Annotated in this window: 11 protein-coding genes; 8 read left to right on the forward strand and 3 right to left on the reverse strand. The window is 57.3% G+C overall.

Annotated features, from left to right (window positions below; translation table 11 throughout):
- Window positions 1–20 precede the first annotated feature (20 nt).
- The 8 genes from BN1120_RS12385 to BN1120_RS21320 all read left to right on the forward strand — a co-directional run bounded on the left by BN1120_RS12385 (window position 21) and on the right by BN1120_RS21320 (window position 8,658).
- Window positions 21–1,268, forward strand: coding sequence for an ABC transporter permease (locus BN1120_RS12385; RefSeq protein WP_039040840.1), 1,248 nt, complete (start codon window positions 21–23; stop codon window positions 1,266–1,268).
- 31 nt (window positions 1,269–1,299) lie between these two features.
- The gene (locus BN1120_RS12390; protein WP_042016316.1) at window positions 1,300–1,776 is read left to right on the forward strand and encodes a DUF3299 domain-containing protein; all 477 of its coding nucleotides are present in this window, start codon (window positions 1,300–1,302) and stop codon (window positions 1,774–1,776) included.
- Window positions 1,777–1,897: 121 nt separating this feature from the next.
- Window positions 1,898–2,746: a TIGR03899 family protein gene (locus tag BN1120_RS12395; RefSeq protein WP_042016317.1), complete on the forward strand. Its 849-nt coding sequence runs from the start codon at window positions 1,898–1,900 to the stop codon at window positions 2,744–2,746.
- Window positions 2,747–2,983: 237 nt separating this feature from the next.
- A complete protein-coding gene (locus BN1120_RS12400) occupies window positions 2,984–4,612 on the forward strand; it encodes a methyl-accepting chemotaxis protein (protein WP_042016318.1) in 1,629 nt (542 codons plus the stop codon).
- Between the two features lie 584 nt (window positions 4,613–5,196).
- The gene (locus BN1120_RS20810) at window positions 5,197–5,595 is read left to right on the forward strand and encodes a hypothetical protein (protein WP_111736010.1); all 399 of its coding nucleotides are present in this window, start codon (window positions 5,197–5,199) and stop codon (window positions 5,593–5,595) included.
- Between the two features lie 170 nt (window positions 5,596–5,765).
- Window positions 5,766–6,683, forward strand: a complete 918-nt coding sequence (locus BN1120_RS12405; protein ID WP_080768012.1) for an alpha/beta hydrolase family protein — start codon at window positions 5,766–5,768, stop codon at window positions 6,681–6,683.
- A gap of 192 nt (window positions 6,684–6,875) precedes the next feature.
- Entirely contained in the window at window positions 6,876–7,343 is a 468-nt protein-coding gene (locus tag BN1120_RS12410) for a hypothetical protein (protein WP_042016320.1), read from the forward strand.
- 529 nt (window positions 7,344–7,872) lie between these two features.
- Complete coding sequence (locus tag BN1120_RS21320) at window positions 7,873–8,658, forward strand: hypothetical protein (RefSeq protein WP_145983731.1); 786 nt, start codon at window positions 7,873–7,875, stop codon at window positions 8,656–8,658.
- Window positions 8,659–8,868: 210 nt separating this feature from the next.
- Here the strand turns inward: BN1120_RS21320 and cysC are convergent, their stop codons facing one another.
- The 3 genes from cysC to cysN form a co-directional block, all read right to left on the reverse strand.
- Window positions 8,869–9,462, reverse strand: coding sequence for an adenylyl-sulfate kinase (gene cysC / locus BN1120_RS12415; RefSeq protein ID WP_042016321.1), 594 nt, complete (start codon window positions 9,460–9,462; stop codon window positions 8,869–8,871).
- 347 nt (window positions 9,463–9,809) lie between these two features.
- Window positions 9,810–11,534 (reverse strand): SLC13 family permease, encoded by a 1,725-nt coding sequence (locus BN1120_RS12420; RefSeq protein ID WP_042016322.1) that lies wholly within the window; start codon window positions 11,532–11,534, stop codon window positions 9,810–9,812.
- 4 nt (window positions 11,535–11,538) lie between these two features.
- A complete protein-coding gene (cysN, locus tag BN1120_RS12425) occupies window positions 11,539–12,966 on the reverse strand; it encodes a sulfate adenylyltransferase subunit CysN (protein ID WP_042016323.1) in 1,428 nt (475 codons plus the stop codon).
- Between the last annotated feature and the right edge of the window lie 20 nt (window positions 12,967–12,986).

Consider the following 12,986-nt stretch of genomic DNA (forward strand, 5'->3'; position numbering starts at 1 on the left):
CCTTCACTGCGGAGGCTCTCATGCTGAAACTCGCCCTGCAAAGTCTCTGGGCCCGTCGCCTCACCGCCGGGCTCACCCTGCTGGCCGTCGCCATCAGCGTCACCCTGCTGCTCGGGGTGGAGCGGGTGCGCAGTCAGGCACGGGACAGCTTCGCCAACACCGTCTCCGGCACCGATCTCATCGTCGGCGCCCGCTCCGGCCAGGTGAACCTGCTGCTCTATTCGGTGTTTCGCATCGGCAACCCCACCAACAACGTGGGCTGGGACTCCTACCAGGCCATCAAGGCCAGGCCCGGTATCGCCTGGACCATCCCCCTCTCCCTTGGCGACTCCCACAAGGGGTTTCGCGTGCTCGGCACCAACGGGGACTACTTCACCCACCTGAAGTACGGCCAGCAGCAGGCGCTCGTCCTGCGCGAAGGTCGCCCCTTCGAAACACCGTTTGAAGCGGTGCTGGGTGCCCAGGTGGCCGAAAAGCTCGGCTATCACCTGGATCAATCCATCGTCATCGCCCATGGCGCCGGCAACACCTCGTTCAGCCAGCACGACAACATGCCGTTCAAGGTGGTGGGGATCCTGGCCCCCACCGGCACCCCCATCGATCGCACCATTCATGTGCCGCTGGCGGGCATAGAGGCGATCCATCTGGGCTGGGACACCGGTCGTCACAGCAAGAACGTGACCCCGGAACAGGCGATGGCGCTGGATCTCACCCCCAAGACCATCACCGCCTTCATGGTGGGGCTGAGCAACCGGATCCTGGCGTTCCAGTTGCAGCGCAGCGTCAACACCTATCCCAGGGAGCCCCTGATGGCCATCCTGCCGGGGGCCGCCCTGCAGGAGCTCTGGGGGCTGATGAGCGTGGCGGAGACCGCCCTGTCGGTGATCGCGGGCTTCGTGGTGGTGGCGGGCCTCATCGGCATGCTGACCACCCTGCTCGCCGGCCTCAACGAGCGGCGCCGCGAGCTCGCCATTCTGCGCTCGCTGGGGGCGGGCCCTGCCCACCTCTTCCTGCTGCTGGCGCTGGAGGCGATGGCGCTCACCACGGCGGGCATCGCCCTCGGGGTGGCCGCGCTCTATCTCGGTCAGGGGCTTGCTAGCCCCTGGCTGCTCAGCCACTATGGCCTGCAAATGAGCCTGGGTCTGCCGAGCGCCTATGAGTGGCAACTGCTGGGCCTGGTCTGGCTGGCGGGCATGGTGATCGGGCTGCTGCCTGCCGCCCGCGCTTACCGCTACAGCCTGAGCGACGGCATGAGCATTCGCGTCTGACCCGACGCATCCGACCAAGAGAGAAGAACAGATGATGAAGTGGAAAATAGTGGCGCTGCTGGCCAGCCTGCTGGTGCTGCCTGCCATGGCCGCAGATTACAAGACCATCGACTGGGATATCCTCATCCCGGAGGGGGAAAAACTGCTGCCACCGCCCCAGGTCAGCCATGATGGCGACTTCTCCTCGGTGCCGCAACCGGTGGGGGGCGTCAACAAGAAGCTGGACAATCAGGAGGTGCGGATCCCCGGGTTCGTGGTGCCCCTGGAAGGGGATGCCAAGACCGTCACCGCCTTCCTGCTGGTCCCCTACTTTGGCGCCTGCATTCACGTGCCGCCCCCGCCCACCAACCAGGTGATCTACGTGAGCTACCCCAAGGGGGCGCCGGTGGATGACCTCTGGGACGCCATCTGGGTCAAGGGCAAGATGCACACCGTCAGCTCCAGCCACGAGATGGCCACCGCCTCCTACTCCATGGACGCGGTCGAGGTCAGCGTCTACGAAGAGTGAGCCCCTGATGGCCTCCCCCGGGAGGCCATTTTTTTATCCCGTGACGACCCCGGCAAAGGGATTGTTCATGGATCTGGTTGGAGTAACATTCACTACCAGACCTTGCCATCACGGAGCCAGCATGGCTGACCTGCCCCCCAAGAAAGAGAGTTCCATCCTGAGCAGCCAGGAGCAGACCCTGCGCCTGGCCCGCAGCCGCGGCATCGATGGCATGCTCACCCGCAACAGCGACAGCACCTTTGAGCAGCGCGCCACCTTTCGCCAGCTGGCGGAGCAGGCCACCCGCCAGCGCAATCTGGAATCCATCATGGTGATGGCCGCGCGCCACTGCGAAGAGACTGCCGCCGGCGGCGAGATAGACAGCGACTGGCTCACCCGCTTCCTGCAACTGGCCGAAGACATCAGCATGACCCCCATGCAGCAGTTGTGGGGCCGCATCTTCGCCCTGGAAGTGGCGACCCCGGGCCGCTTCTCCATCCGGGCCCTCAATACCCTCAAGGAGATGACCCAGCGCGAAGCCCAGCTGTTCCAGCGCATCTGCGCCCTCTCCTGTCACTACGAGGGCAGCGACGAGCAGCGCCTGCTGCTGGGCATGCACAAGGGGGCCAGCCTGCTCAGTCGCGCCAAGGTCACCCGGATGGGGCTCGGCAAATACCGGGTGCCCTACAGCGCCCTGCTGCTGCTGTGCGATCTCGGGCTGCTGCACCGTGGCGAGCTCGAATCCGGTCCCCTGCCCGCCGACGGGGTCGAGCTGGCCTTTGGCAACCAGCGCTGGCGTCTGCGCCAACGCCAGAGCAACCTCACCCTGCTCTATTACCGGCTCACCCCCATCGGCAACGAGCTTGCCCTGCTGCTGGACGAGCCCCCCCTGGAGGAGTACCTGCAGGATCTGAAGACCCTGCTCTCCACCCACCTGCAGATAGAGACCCAGATGCCGGCCCCGGTCAGCGAGCCGGATCTGCCCGCCTGAGGCTGGCGGAGGCCCCGGCCCCGCCTTGCCAAATTGCGAAACCCGCCCTGCCATTGCCAAAACGGCTCCCAAAAAGCGAATCCTGACGGCAGAGGCGGACGCGAGCCCGGGCCATGTTCCCCCCACTACGGGTTTTGAGCGCAAAAGAGACATATAGAGCGCAATTTAAGCGGTTTTGGGCACTCTGGTGTACGAATTGCAACCAGACTCTCTTTCCTCTGTCAGGCAGGAAGTACCATGAGAGTCAATCAACCCGTTACCCAGCGTGAGCGCCTCTACCCGTCGCACCAGAACCTGATTTCCACCACGGATCTGGAGAGCCGCATCACCTATGCCAACGACGAGTTCTGCCAGATAGCCGGCTTCACCCTGGAGGAGCTGCAAGGGGCACCCCACAACCTGGTCCGCCACCCCGACATGCCGCCCCAGGCGTTTGCCGACATGTGGCGCCATCTGCGGGAAGGCAAAAGCTGGATGGGCCCGGTCAAGAACCGCTGCAAGAACGGGGATCACTACTGGGTCAACGCCTTCGTCACCCCCATTCAGGACGCAAGCGGCAAGGTGGTGGAGTACCAGTCGGTGCGCACGGCGCCGGACGACGCGATCAAGCAGCGTGCGGAGCAGGTCTATGAAGAGATGCGCCGCGGCAAGACCCCCCGGGCCCTGCGCCTGCCCCCCTGCTGCCACACCCTGGGGATCCACCTCTGCCTGATGGCGTTGCTGGCCAGTCTGGTCACCCTCGGCTATCAGCACGGCCCGGGCTGGCCTCTGCTCATCGGCGCCCTGCCCCTGGTGGTTGCGCTCGTCATCTGCCAGACCCTCTCCCGGCGCCTCGCCCGGCTGGAGACCCTGGCCCGCCACCGTTTCGACAACCCCTTGATGCAACTGCTGTATACCGGCCGGGTCGATCGTCTGGCTGCCGTCGAGCTCGCCATGAAGATGAACCAGGCCGAGTTCAATGCGGTGCTGGCCCGCACCCAGCAGACCTGCCAGCAGATCGTGCAGGCGGCGCAGACGGATCTGAACAATGCCGAGTCCATCACCGGCAACCTGCAGCAACAGCAGGCCCAGACCAACCAGGTCGCGACCGCCATCACCGAGATGACGGCGTCCATTCGCGAGGTCTCCCACAGCTCGAGCGCCTCCTCGGACAGCCTGGACAACACCGCCGTGCTGTTTCGGGAGGGCAATCGCAGCGTGCTCGATACCGTGGCGGCGGTGGAAGGGGTTCACGGCGAGCTGCTCACCTCCCGCGCCGTGATAGAGGCGCTGGCCAGCCAGTGCCGCGCCATCGACGGCATCCTGGACGTCATCAACAACATCGCCAACCAGACCAACCTGCTGGCCCTCAATGCGGCCATTGAGGCGGCCCGGGCGGGCGAGTCCGGTCGCGGCTTCTCGGTGGTGGCGGACGAAATCCGCACCCTGGCCATCAAGACCCAATCCTCCACCGGCGAGATCCAGCAGATGATAAGCCTCTTGCAGGCCAGCGCCGACGATGCCCAGCAGGCCATGGCGCAAGGGGAGCAGCTCTCCGCCAGTTGCCGCCTCAAGGCCGCCGCCACCGGCGATATCCTGCAACAGATAAGCGAACGCCTGTTGCAGGTGACCGCAGGCAGCAACCAGATAGCCCAGGCGGTGCAGGAGCAGTCCCTGGTCACCCAGGACATCCACCACAGCGTGCTGGACATCAAGCGTCTGGCCGACGACTCCAGCCAGGGCAGCCGCCACGCCGTGCAGGGCATCATTGCCCTCGTGAAGCAGCTCGGGGATCTGGAGCGGCTGGTACGCCAGTTCCAGCAGCATCCCGCCACCCGACCAACCAGCACCGCCCTGACCAGCAGCCAACCCCTGCTGGCCCGCTAAGCCTTCACGGAGGAAAGCAAATCCCATATCAAGACCGTGCGCTAACAATAAAAACGGGCCCCTGCCGTCACCGGCAGCGGGCCCCTCTTTTGGGTGGAGCATAGGAGTCTGAGCGGGTTTCAAATTCGAGTCCTCGACTGAACTCGCGGCTCTTTCGCCCCCTCCCAACCACCTGCTCGCCCTTGCCACGCCGACCCTCTCGGCTGCACCGCATGACCCTCGGCAGGGCAATGACCTCGCTCACTCCCCCATCCATACACCGTGAATATTGGGCGTTGGGCCTTGAGCGTTGAGCGTTGAGCGTTGAGCGTTGAGCGTTGAGCGTTGCGCCTTGAGATCCCTCTTATCCAACCTGACGCAGGCCCCGCTGGCCCCCCAATTTATTGATCTTGCCCGAGAAATCGCCCGATCCCTCTTCCCTAACCAGCTCCGTTCGGTAACATGGCAATCGGGATCACCTCTTGTCGGAGTCAGCCATGAACCAGACCGGAGCCACAGGAAAAGCGCAGCAGGCTGGAGGCTGAAATTCAGGGGCGGTAGCCTTGCCTGAATGTTCGGAAAATCACGACCAAAGAGGTAAAGGTTTGAAAAGAAAACCAATAATAAAACTTTCTCATATTCAAGAAGTTATCAAGTTATTTGATTCCATAAGCCAAGACGCGAACTTACCTGATACATATTACGAGATGTCTCGCTACATAAGCTCAACTGAATATGATGAAATGAATTTGTATGAACTTTCTTTTGAACCTTATTTATCTATAGCTAAACAATGTGACATGAGTTTTTTCGCCCTGTATCGGAGCAAACAACGAATATATCTTATTCATTGTAACGATGCCGGTCACCCCCCACCTCGATGGGAAGCCCATCCTATCAAATTATCTCAACTTAAGGATATTGAGTTGATGATGTTTTTAATGCGAGATCACGCCTATCAGCTAGTGCTCAGAAATAAGCAAGGTTTAGCCTATGGAATTTAAATCATTCAACATTCCCAAATAGATAAACTGATAAAATTGATAGCATGTGATTGCCACATTTTTCTTAGTATCAATCATTAAAAACCACAACCATCATATTCAATATGAAAGTTCTATTACTATTTTTTGGTTTTCTCTTTTTGACAAGTTCGGTGAACCCTCAGGAGATCATGACTCGCACAGTTAGCAGGGATGATGGTTCGTTTATTTCCTATTATCTTGTCCAACATGTCCATGACACAGATACACTGCTGTTGATCCTGCAAGGCTCTGATTGCAATAGCGTGCTTAACATAGACTCCATACTCACCGAGTATAAAAATGTCTGGCCAGAAGCTGATGTGTTGCTAATCGAAAAGTACGGCATCAATCGTAAATTAAAATACAGTGAAGATGCCGAACGCAAGGATTGCCCTGCCCAGTACCTTGAAAAGGACAATCCTGCGCAGCGGGTCGCGGATATCAAGGCTGTGCTCGATATCGTTCGAAAAGACGGGCAATACAAAAAGTTCATCCTCTTGGGCGGCAGTGAAGGAGCCGTTATCGCCAACCTCGTAACCACAGAAGTCGACTATATCGATGCCACCATCGCCTTTAATGGCGGTGGCCGCTGGTTTATCGATGACGTTTCACACAGCATCGAGGTAAAGCATAAAAATCCCGAAGCGGCGAGAAAAGAGATCGACGGTTTTAAAGGGTTTGCCGAGCATGTTCTTCACAGCAAATCCTTTGAGCTTGAGGTGAGCGGACATGGTTATCATTGGTGGCAGCAGATGCTCTCCATCGATCAGCTGGATACCCTTAAAAAAGTAAATTCTCCTTTGCTAATCGTGCAGGGGGGAATGGATACTTCGGTATCACCTCAGAAAACAGATGAATTGATGCAGCGCCTTAAAGACCTAGGAAAAAACAATATTGAATATCGGCGTTACGAAGAACTCGATCATGGATTGAAAAACAGTGACGGGAAAAGTCAGCGCAAAGAGGTCGTCAGCGATATAAATATGTGGTTAAGGTCGAAACTAGGCAATCCAGCCAATAAATCCAGCGGCAACTTATTGAAGCGGGCTGAGCAGGCTGAATACTGAAACTCTGGGCGGTAACCATGCTGACGTTCACCATAGCTAATATCTTCGCTGTTTTTCTAAACAGTGGTAATTGTTACGCAAATGAAGGAGGTCAAACGAACCTGCTCTACGTCAAAGATAGTTCAAAATATTATATCTCATATCCATATCACTGCGGAATTAAATTAAATAGAAAGCACCAAGGAGAATATTATGAGAATTTTTGATAAGTTATTTTGTAAAAAAAACAATAAAGTTATACTAGGTGAGCTAGAAATATCAGATATGCCCAAAGAGCTAAATCATTTAGTTAGTCGTTTGGGGTTAATAAAACCCAATATGTGCTTTATGAATTCATTCTTAACGGTGATGCAAACCCTGACTAAAGATGAATTTTATATCCACTATGTTTTGGTTGAGATCACAACTCATACTGGTTACAAGTTCGAACATGCTGTTATTAAATGGAATGGGCGATATTACGATCCTACGCTGGAGCCCCAAAAACTTCATAAGCAAACAAAATACAGATTACAAAAAGAGTTTTCACCAGAAGAAATAGTGTCGATGATGACCGAAAAATTCGGTTTAGATCACATAAAGCTTATGATCAATGGAGAAGCTCCATTTTGGCCTTTAAAAATCAATGAACACGGTGAGTATGACTTCATTGATGCCTGACAATCGCTTCAATAAAAGACGCAAAAGTCTTGGCTTGCGTCACTTTATTCCTTAAGTTTAGTCAAAATTTTATACGCCCATTAAGCTGGCGTTATACATAAAGCTAACAATGGAGTGTAAAAATGTCTAAATGCAACTGGCCGCTTGGAAACGGCCAACATATTCAGTTCGATGTCTTTGGTCAAAATCAAGGCTGGAATTCCGTCTCAGGCCTGTACATATTCAGCTACCAATTGGAAAATGGAAACTGGAGGGCTTTGTATGTAGGCCAAACTGACGATTTCTCTTCCCGCCTTCCTAATCACGAGCGTTTGAATGAGGCTGTCCAACTCGGTGCAACTCATATCCATGCCGCTGTCGTTCCACTTAAGTCCAATCGTGACTCATGGGAAAGAATGCTAATTCAGCACCTACAGCCCCCAATGAACACTCAGCACCGATAGCGGTTTGTTATGTATAACAAGGTCCTCAAGGGGCAGCCCAACTACACTGGGCTCTGATCTGCGCTGCTACGCAACTTTGACCCGTTATGGTGGCGTTAGGAAAAATCAAAGTTCGAGGTAATATGCAAATATCAAGAAGAACAAAATTTTCACTTAGCCAACTCCTCGCTGTTGTAGAAAAACCAACTGTCTATGTTCTTTTCGAAAAATTTGGGCTTGAGCCACAGTTGGTTTCTTCTCCCGCTGGCATTAGTGACCAAATAACCTCATCTTCAGAGGAAGTTCTGTCTGACTTACTTATTGAGTTGATCCATACAAATAGAACACTGAGAAACCAAACCAATCCAAAATATAAGTTTGATGACCAGTACTCCATACTCAAAAAGTCCTTGTTACTTGATGGTTACAAGATAGAAGAGCAAGCAATAGAGGCTCTAGATCCAAATTTTCAGGGGCATGAACCTGTTGAAGATGCCTTATTGAAAGAGCTTAACAATTCGTTACTACAAAATACAATCGGAATAGAGCGATCAGTTAAAGCGTCTGCTGAGGATTTTGTAAAAGCACAGCCTGACTATAACGGTAGCCTTACAAATATACGTATAGCTCTTGAAACGTTAATAAGGGAAATTGCGTTTGCGCAAGGTTTTACCACATCACGCAATGGAAATACCTGGGGGCCTTCTCTAGCATATTTGAAGAGCAATGGTTTTATTGATCAACAAGAGGAACAGGCATTAGCTTCTGTTTTTACATTTATCAGTAATGGAGCCCATGTTCCGCTCGGCTTTAGCCACGAAGAGTTTGTTAGATTGGGGCGAAACCTCTGTTCTTCTATGTGCTACTTTGTGGTCAAAAAGTATAATGCCTAACAAGCGCAAGCAGTTGGAAAAATTACTCGCTGGCGTTCCCAATTTCCCGCTGTTGCGAGCGTTAGTCAAAGAAAAGTCCATCTTTTCATCCCTATGTAATATGCCTCATTAAGCCTTTAGCTACTAACAACAAGAGGAATAGTTGGCAGGCAATAAACGAGGGGGGCACTTGCCCCCTCTGATATCAACCCTCGGTATCGGCAACCAATCTCAGTCGATCAGCCCCCGCAGCCGCAGGGCGGTCAGCAGCTCATCCACCAGCGCTTCCACCGGCTTGCCGGCGTTGAGCAGATGGATCTCCGGATTTTCCGGTGCCTCGTAGGCGGAGTCGATACCGGTAAAGTTGCGAATTTCCCCCGCCCGCGCCTTCTTGTAGAGCCCCTTGGGGTCGCGCTCTTCACACACGCTAAGGGGCGCATCCACAAACACCTCGACAAACTCCCCTTCACCCACGAGATTGCGCACCAGTTGCCGCTCGGCACGGAACGGCGAGATAAAGGCGGTGAGCACGATAAGTCCCGCATCCACCATGAGTTTTGCCACTTCGCCGACCCGGCGGATATTCTCCTGGCGGGCGGCGTCATCGAAGCCGAGATCGCCGCACAGGCCGTGGCGCACATTGTCCCCATCCAGCAGGTAGGTGTGCTTGCCCGAGGCGGCCAGCGCCTGCTCCAGTGCCCCCGCCAGGGTGGACTTGCCCGCCCCGGAGAGCCCGGTAAACCAGATCACCAGCGGCTTTTGCCCCTTCTGCTCGGCCCGGCTCTGTTTGTCGACGGCATGGGCATGCCACACGATATTGCTCATCCAACACTCCTTGATTGGCGCTCACGCCTCAAAACTTAAACTGTCCGGCACCACAGGGAGCCACCTCGGACTATCAGCCGACAACGTGCTGATGCCATGGCATTGCTCACCCAACACTCCTTGATTGGCGCTCACGCCTCAATACTGACACTGTCCGTTACCGCAGGGAGCCGCCTCGCACCATGAGGCGGCAAGGTGCTGATGCCCTGAGATTGCGCATGCAACCCCCCCTGATTGGCGCTCACGCCTGGATGCCAGTGCCCTGGCACTCCCCTGTGTCATAAGCAGCCTTGATAAAAGCCGCGTTAACATAAGCAGCCCTTAACACATCCCCCCGGTATCAGACCTTAAAACGGAAACAGCAGGGGTACCATGACGATCACCCCGATGCTGTAGGCCAGGGAGACCGGCAGGGCCAGCTTGAGATAATCCGGCATCTTGTAGTTGCCCGCCGCATAGACCATCAGGTTGGTCTGGTAGCCGTAGGGCAGGATAAAGCTGGAACTCGCCCCGAACAGCACCGCCAGAATGAACGGCATGGTGGAGACATCCATGCTGAGCGCCAGCTGGAATCCCATGGGGAAGGCCAGGGCCGCCGCCGCGTTGTTGCTCATCAGCTCCGTCAGCACCAGGGTAAACAGGTAGATCCCCACGAAGGCGATAAAGGGACTGGCCCCGTTGAACTCCCCCATCAGCCAGTCGGCGATGAGCTTGGCCAGGCCGCTCTTCTCCAGCTGATCGGCGATGGCGAGCGCCCCGCCCACCACCAGCCAGATATCCAGGGGAAAGCGGCGGCGGATCTCGTCCAGGGTCAGGATGCGTGAAAACAGCAGCACCACCAGCATCACCAGCAGCCCCTTGAAGAGCGGCACCAGATCGAGCACCGACAGGGTCAGCACCCCGAGGAACCCCGCCACCACGGCGGCGCTGCGCGTGGCATCGAGCCGGGTGGAGGCCTCCAGCCCGCTCACCACCACGAACTCCCGGGAGAGGGACTTGTTGCCCGCAAACTTGGGGCCGGGCGCCAGCAGCAGGGTGTCCCCTGCGTGCAGTTCAATCTGACCCAGGCCGCCGGTGAGCTGGGTCTCGCCCCGGCGCACCGCCAGCACTACCGCATCGAAATGGGTGCGAAACTCCGCATCCTTGATGGTCTGACCCACCAGGCGCGAGCTGTGGCTGACGATCACCTCCACCAGGTGCTGGCCGTTGAGGCGGTGCTGGCCGTAGAGATCCAACCCTTTGAGCTCCTGCAACACGCCGACGCTCTCCACGTCGCCACAGAACAGCAGCATGTCCCCCTCGTGCAGCTCGTGTTCCGGCTGCACCGGGCAGATCACCTGGTTGCCCCGGATGATCTCGGCAAGATAGAGGCTTTTCAGGCTGCGCAGGCCATTCTCCTTGACGCTGCGCCCGGCCATGGGGGAGCCGGGGCCCACCTTGGCTTCGAGAAAATAGCCGGATTCCCGGCTCATCTCGGTGTCCTGCTCCGGCAGGTGGCGGGCAAACAGCAGCACGGCCACCAGCCCTGTCAATAATGTGCCAGCACCCACCATAAAGAAGTCGAACATGCCGAGCGGCTTGGCCCCCATCTTGATGAGGAAGCTGTTGACGATGAGGTTGGTGGAGGTGCCGATCAGGGTCAGCACGCCGCCAAAGGTCGCCGCGAAGCACATGGGCAACAGCAGCCGGGAGGGCGCATGGTTGGGGTTGCGCTTGACCGCCCCCAGCATGGACGCCACCACGGCGGTGTTGTTGACGAACGCCGACAGGAAGGCGGTGGAAAACCACACCTTCACCAGCACCTTGTTGAAGGAGCCGGTGCCCACCAGGTTGGCAAACCAGCTCATGACCCGGGTCTTCTCCACCGCGAGCGACACCAGCAGCAGCAACACCAGGGTCAGCAGGGCGCTGTTGGTGTAGCCCGCCACCACGGCGTTGATGTCCGCCAGGCCGCTCAGGTAGGTGATGAGCACGGCGCCCGAGAAGAGCAGCGCCGGCCGGAGTTTGCCCTGGATCAGCAGGGCGACGAGGGCAGCCAGCAGACCCAGCACCAGGGATTGTTGCCAGGTCATGGGCTTACTCCTTGCCGGAATCGTTGCTGATGGTCAGCGCCTGCCAGTGGGGGAAGTGCTTGCGCACCAGGGCGTTGAGCTCCACTTCGAACTCGCTGTATTGCCCTGCCATCACCTTGGCCGCCAGCCCTTCCACTATCATGCCCGCGCCCACGGTGACGTTGGTCAGCCGGTCGATGAGGATGAAGCTGCCGGTGTCGCGGATCTCCTTGTAGGGGTCGAACGCCACCGGGTCGGTCAGGCTGAATTCGCACAGGCCGATCTCGTTGAGCTTGAGCTCGGAGGCGGGCAGCTCGTCGAGCTTGTTGATCTCGATGCGGTGGCGGATAGCCTCCACCTGACCGCGACTCTTCTTGGTGGCCAGCTTGACGTCATAGACCCGGCCCGGTTGCAGGGACTCTTCCCCCATCCAGACGATGTGAGCCAGCACGTTCTGGGTCACCTGGGGCTTTTTCACCGCATCCACCAGCAGGTCGCCCCGGCTGATGTCGATTTCGTCCGCGAAGGTGACCGTGATGGCCTGACCCGGCAGGGCGTACTCCAGATCCCCGTCGAAGGTGACGATGCGGGTCACCGTGCTCTCTTTGCCGGACGGCAGCACAGCAAGCTTGTCGCCCACCCGCAGAATGCCGGAGGCCAGGGTGCCCGCGAAGCCGCGAAAATCGAGGTTGGGGCGGTTCACGTACTGCACCGGCAGGCGCACCGGGTGGCGCTCCAGCTCGCGCTCCACTTCGGCGGACTCCAGCAAGGAGAGCAGGGTCTCGCCCTGATACCAGGCCAGCTTGTCGCTCGGGTTGACCACGTTGTCACCGTCCAGGGCCGAGACCGGCACGATGTGGATGGTGTCGACGCTGAGCTTCTTGGCGAATTCGCGGTACTCCAAGCTGATGCGATCGAACACCTCCTGGCTGAACTCCACCAGGTCCATCTTGTTCACTGCCACCACGAACTGCTTGATGCCGAGTAGGCTTGCGATAAAGCTGTGGCGGCGGGTCTGATCCAGCACCCCCTTGCGGGCGTCGATCAGGATGATGGCCAGATCGCAGGTGGAGGCGCCGGTGGCCATGTTGCGGGTGTACTGCTCGTGGCCCGGGGTATCCGAGATGATGAATTTGCGCTTGGCGGTGGAGAAATAGCGGTAGGCCACGTCGATGGTGATGCCCTGCTCGCGCTCCGCCTGCAGGCCGTCCACCAGCAGGGCCAGATCCAGCTTCTCGCCGGTGGTGCCGAGCTTCTGGCTGTCGGACTCCAGCGCTTTGAGCTGATCTTCATAGATCTGCTGGGAGTCGTGCAGCAGGCGGCCGATGAGGGTGCTCTTGCCGTCGTCCACGCTGCCGCAGGTGAGAAAACGCAGCAGGCTCTTGTGCTGCTGGGCGTGCAGGTAGGCTTCAATGCCCTGTTCGCTGATGGCGGTCTGAATGTGGTTGTTCATGTTGCGATTCCTTAGAACAT

It is taken from the genome of Aeromonas caviae (assembly GCF_000819785.1).
Taxonomy (GTDB): Bacteria; Pseudomonadota; Gammaproteobacteria; order Enterobacterales; family Aeromonadaceae; genus Aeromonas; species Aeromonas caviae.

Coding starts and splice junctions, on each gene's coding strand:
- cysC (WP_042016321.1), bottom strand. CDS start 9,462: ATGAGCAATATCGTGTGGCATGCCCATGCCGTCGACAAACAGAGCCGG.
- BN1120_RS12395 (WP_042016317.1), top strand. CDS start 1,898: ATGGCTGACCTGCCCCCCAAGAAAGAGAGTTCCATCCTGAGCAGCCAG.
- BN1120_RS12420 (WP_042016322.1), bottom strand. CDS start 11,534: ATGACCTGGCAACAATCCCTGGTGCTGGGTCTGCTGGCTGCCCTCGTC.
- BN1120_RS12400 (WP_042016318.1), top strand. CDS start 2,984: ATGAGAGTCAATCAACCCGTTACCCAGCGTGAGCGCCTCTACCCGTCG.
- BN1120_RS21320 (WP_145983731.1), top strand. CDS start 7,873: ATGGTGGCGTTAGGAAAAATCAAAGTTCGAGGTAATATGCAAATATCA.
- BN1120_RS12390 (WP_042016316.1), top strand. CDS start 1,300: ATGATGAAGTGGAAAATAGTGGCGCTGCTGGCCAGCCTGCTGGTGCTG.
- BN1120_RS12405 (WP_080768012.1), top strand. CDS start 5,766: ATGACTCGCACAGTTAGCAGGGATGATGGTTCGTTTATTTCCTATTAT.
- BN1120_RS12410 (WP_042016320.1), top strand. CDS start 6,876: ATGAGAATTTTTGATAAGTTATTTTGTAAAAAAAACAATAAAGTTATA.
- BN1120_RS12385 (WP_039040840.1), top strand. CDS start 21: ATGCTGAAACTCGCCCTGCAAAGTCTCTGGGCCCGTCGCCTCACCGCC.
- cysN (WP_042016323.1), bottom strand. CDS start 12,966: ATGAACAACCACATTCAGACCGCCATCAGCGAACAGGGCATTGAAGCC.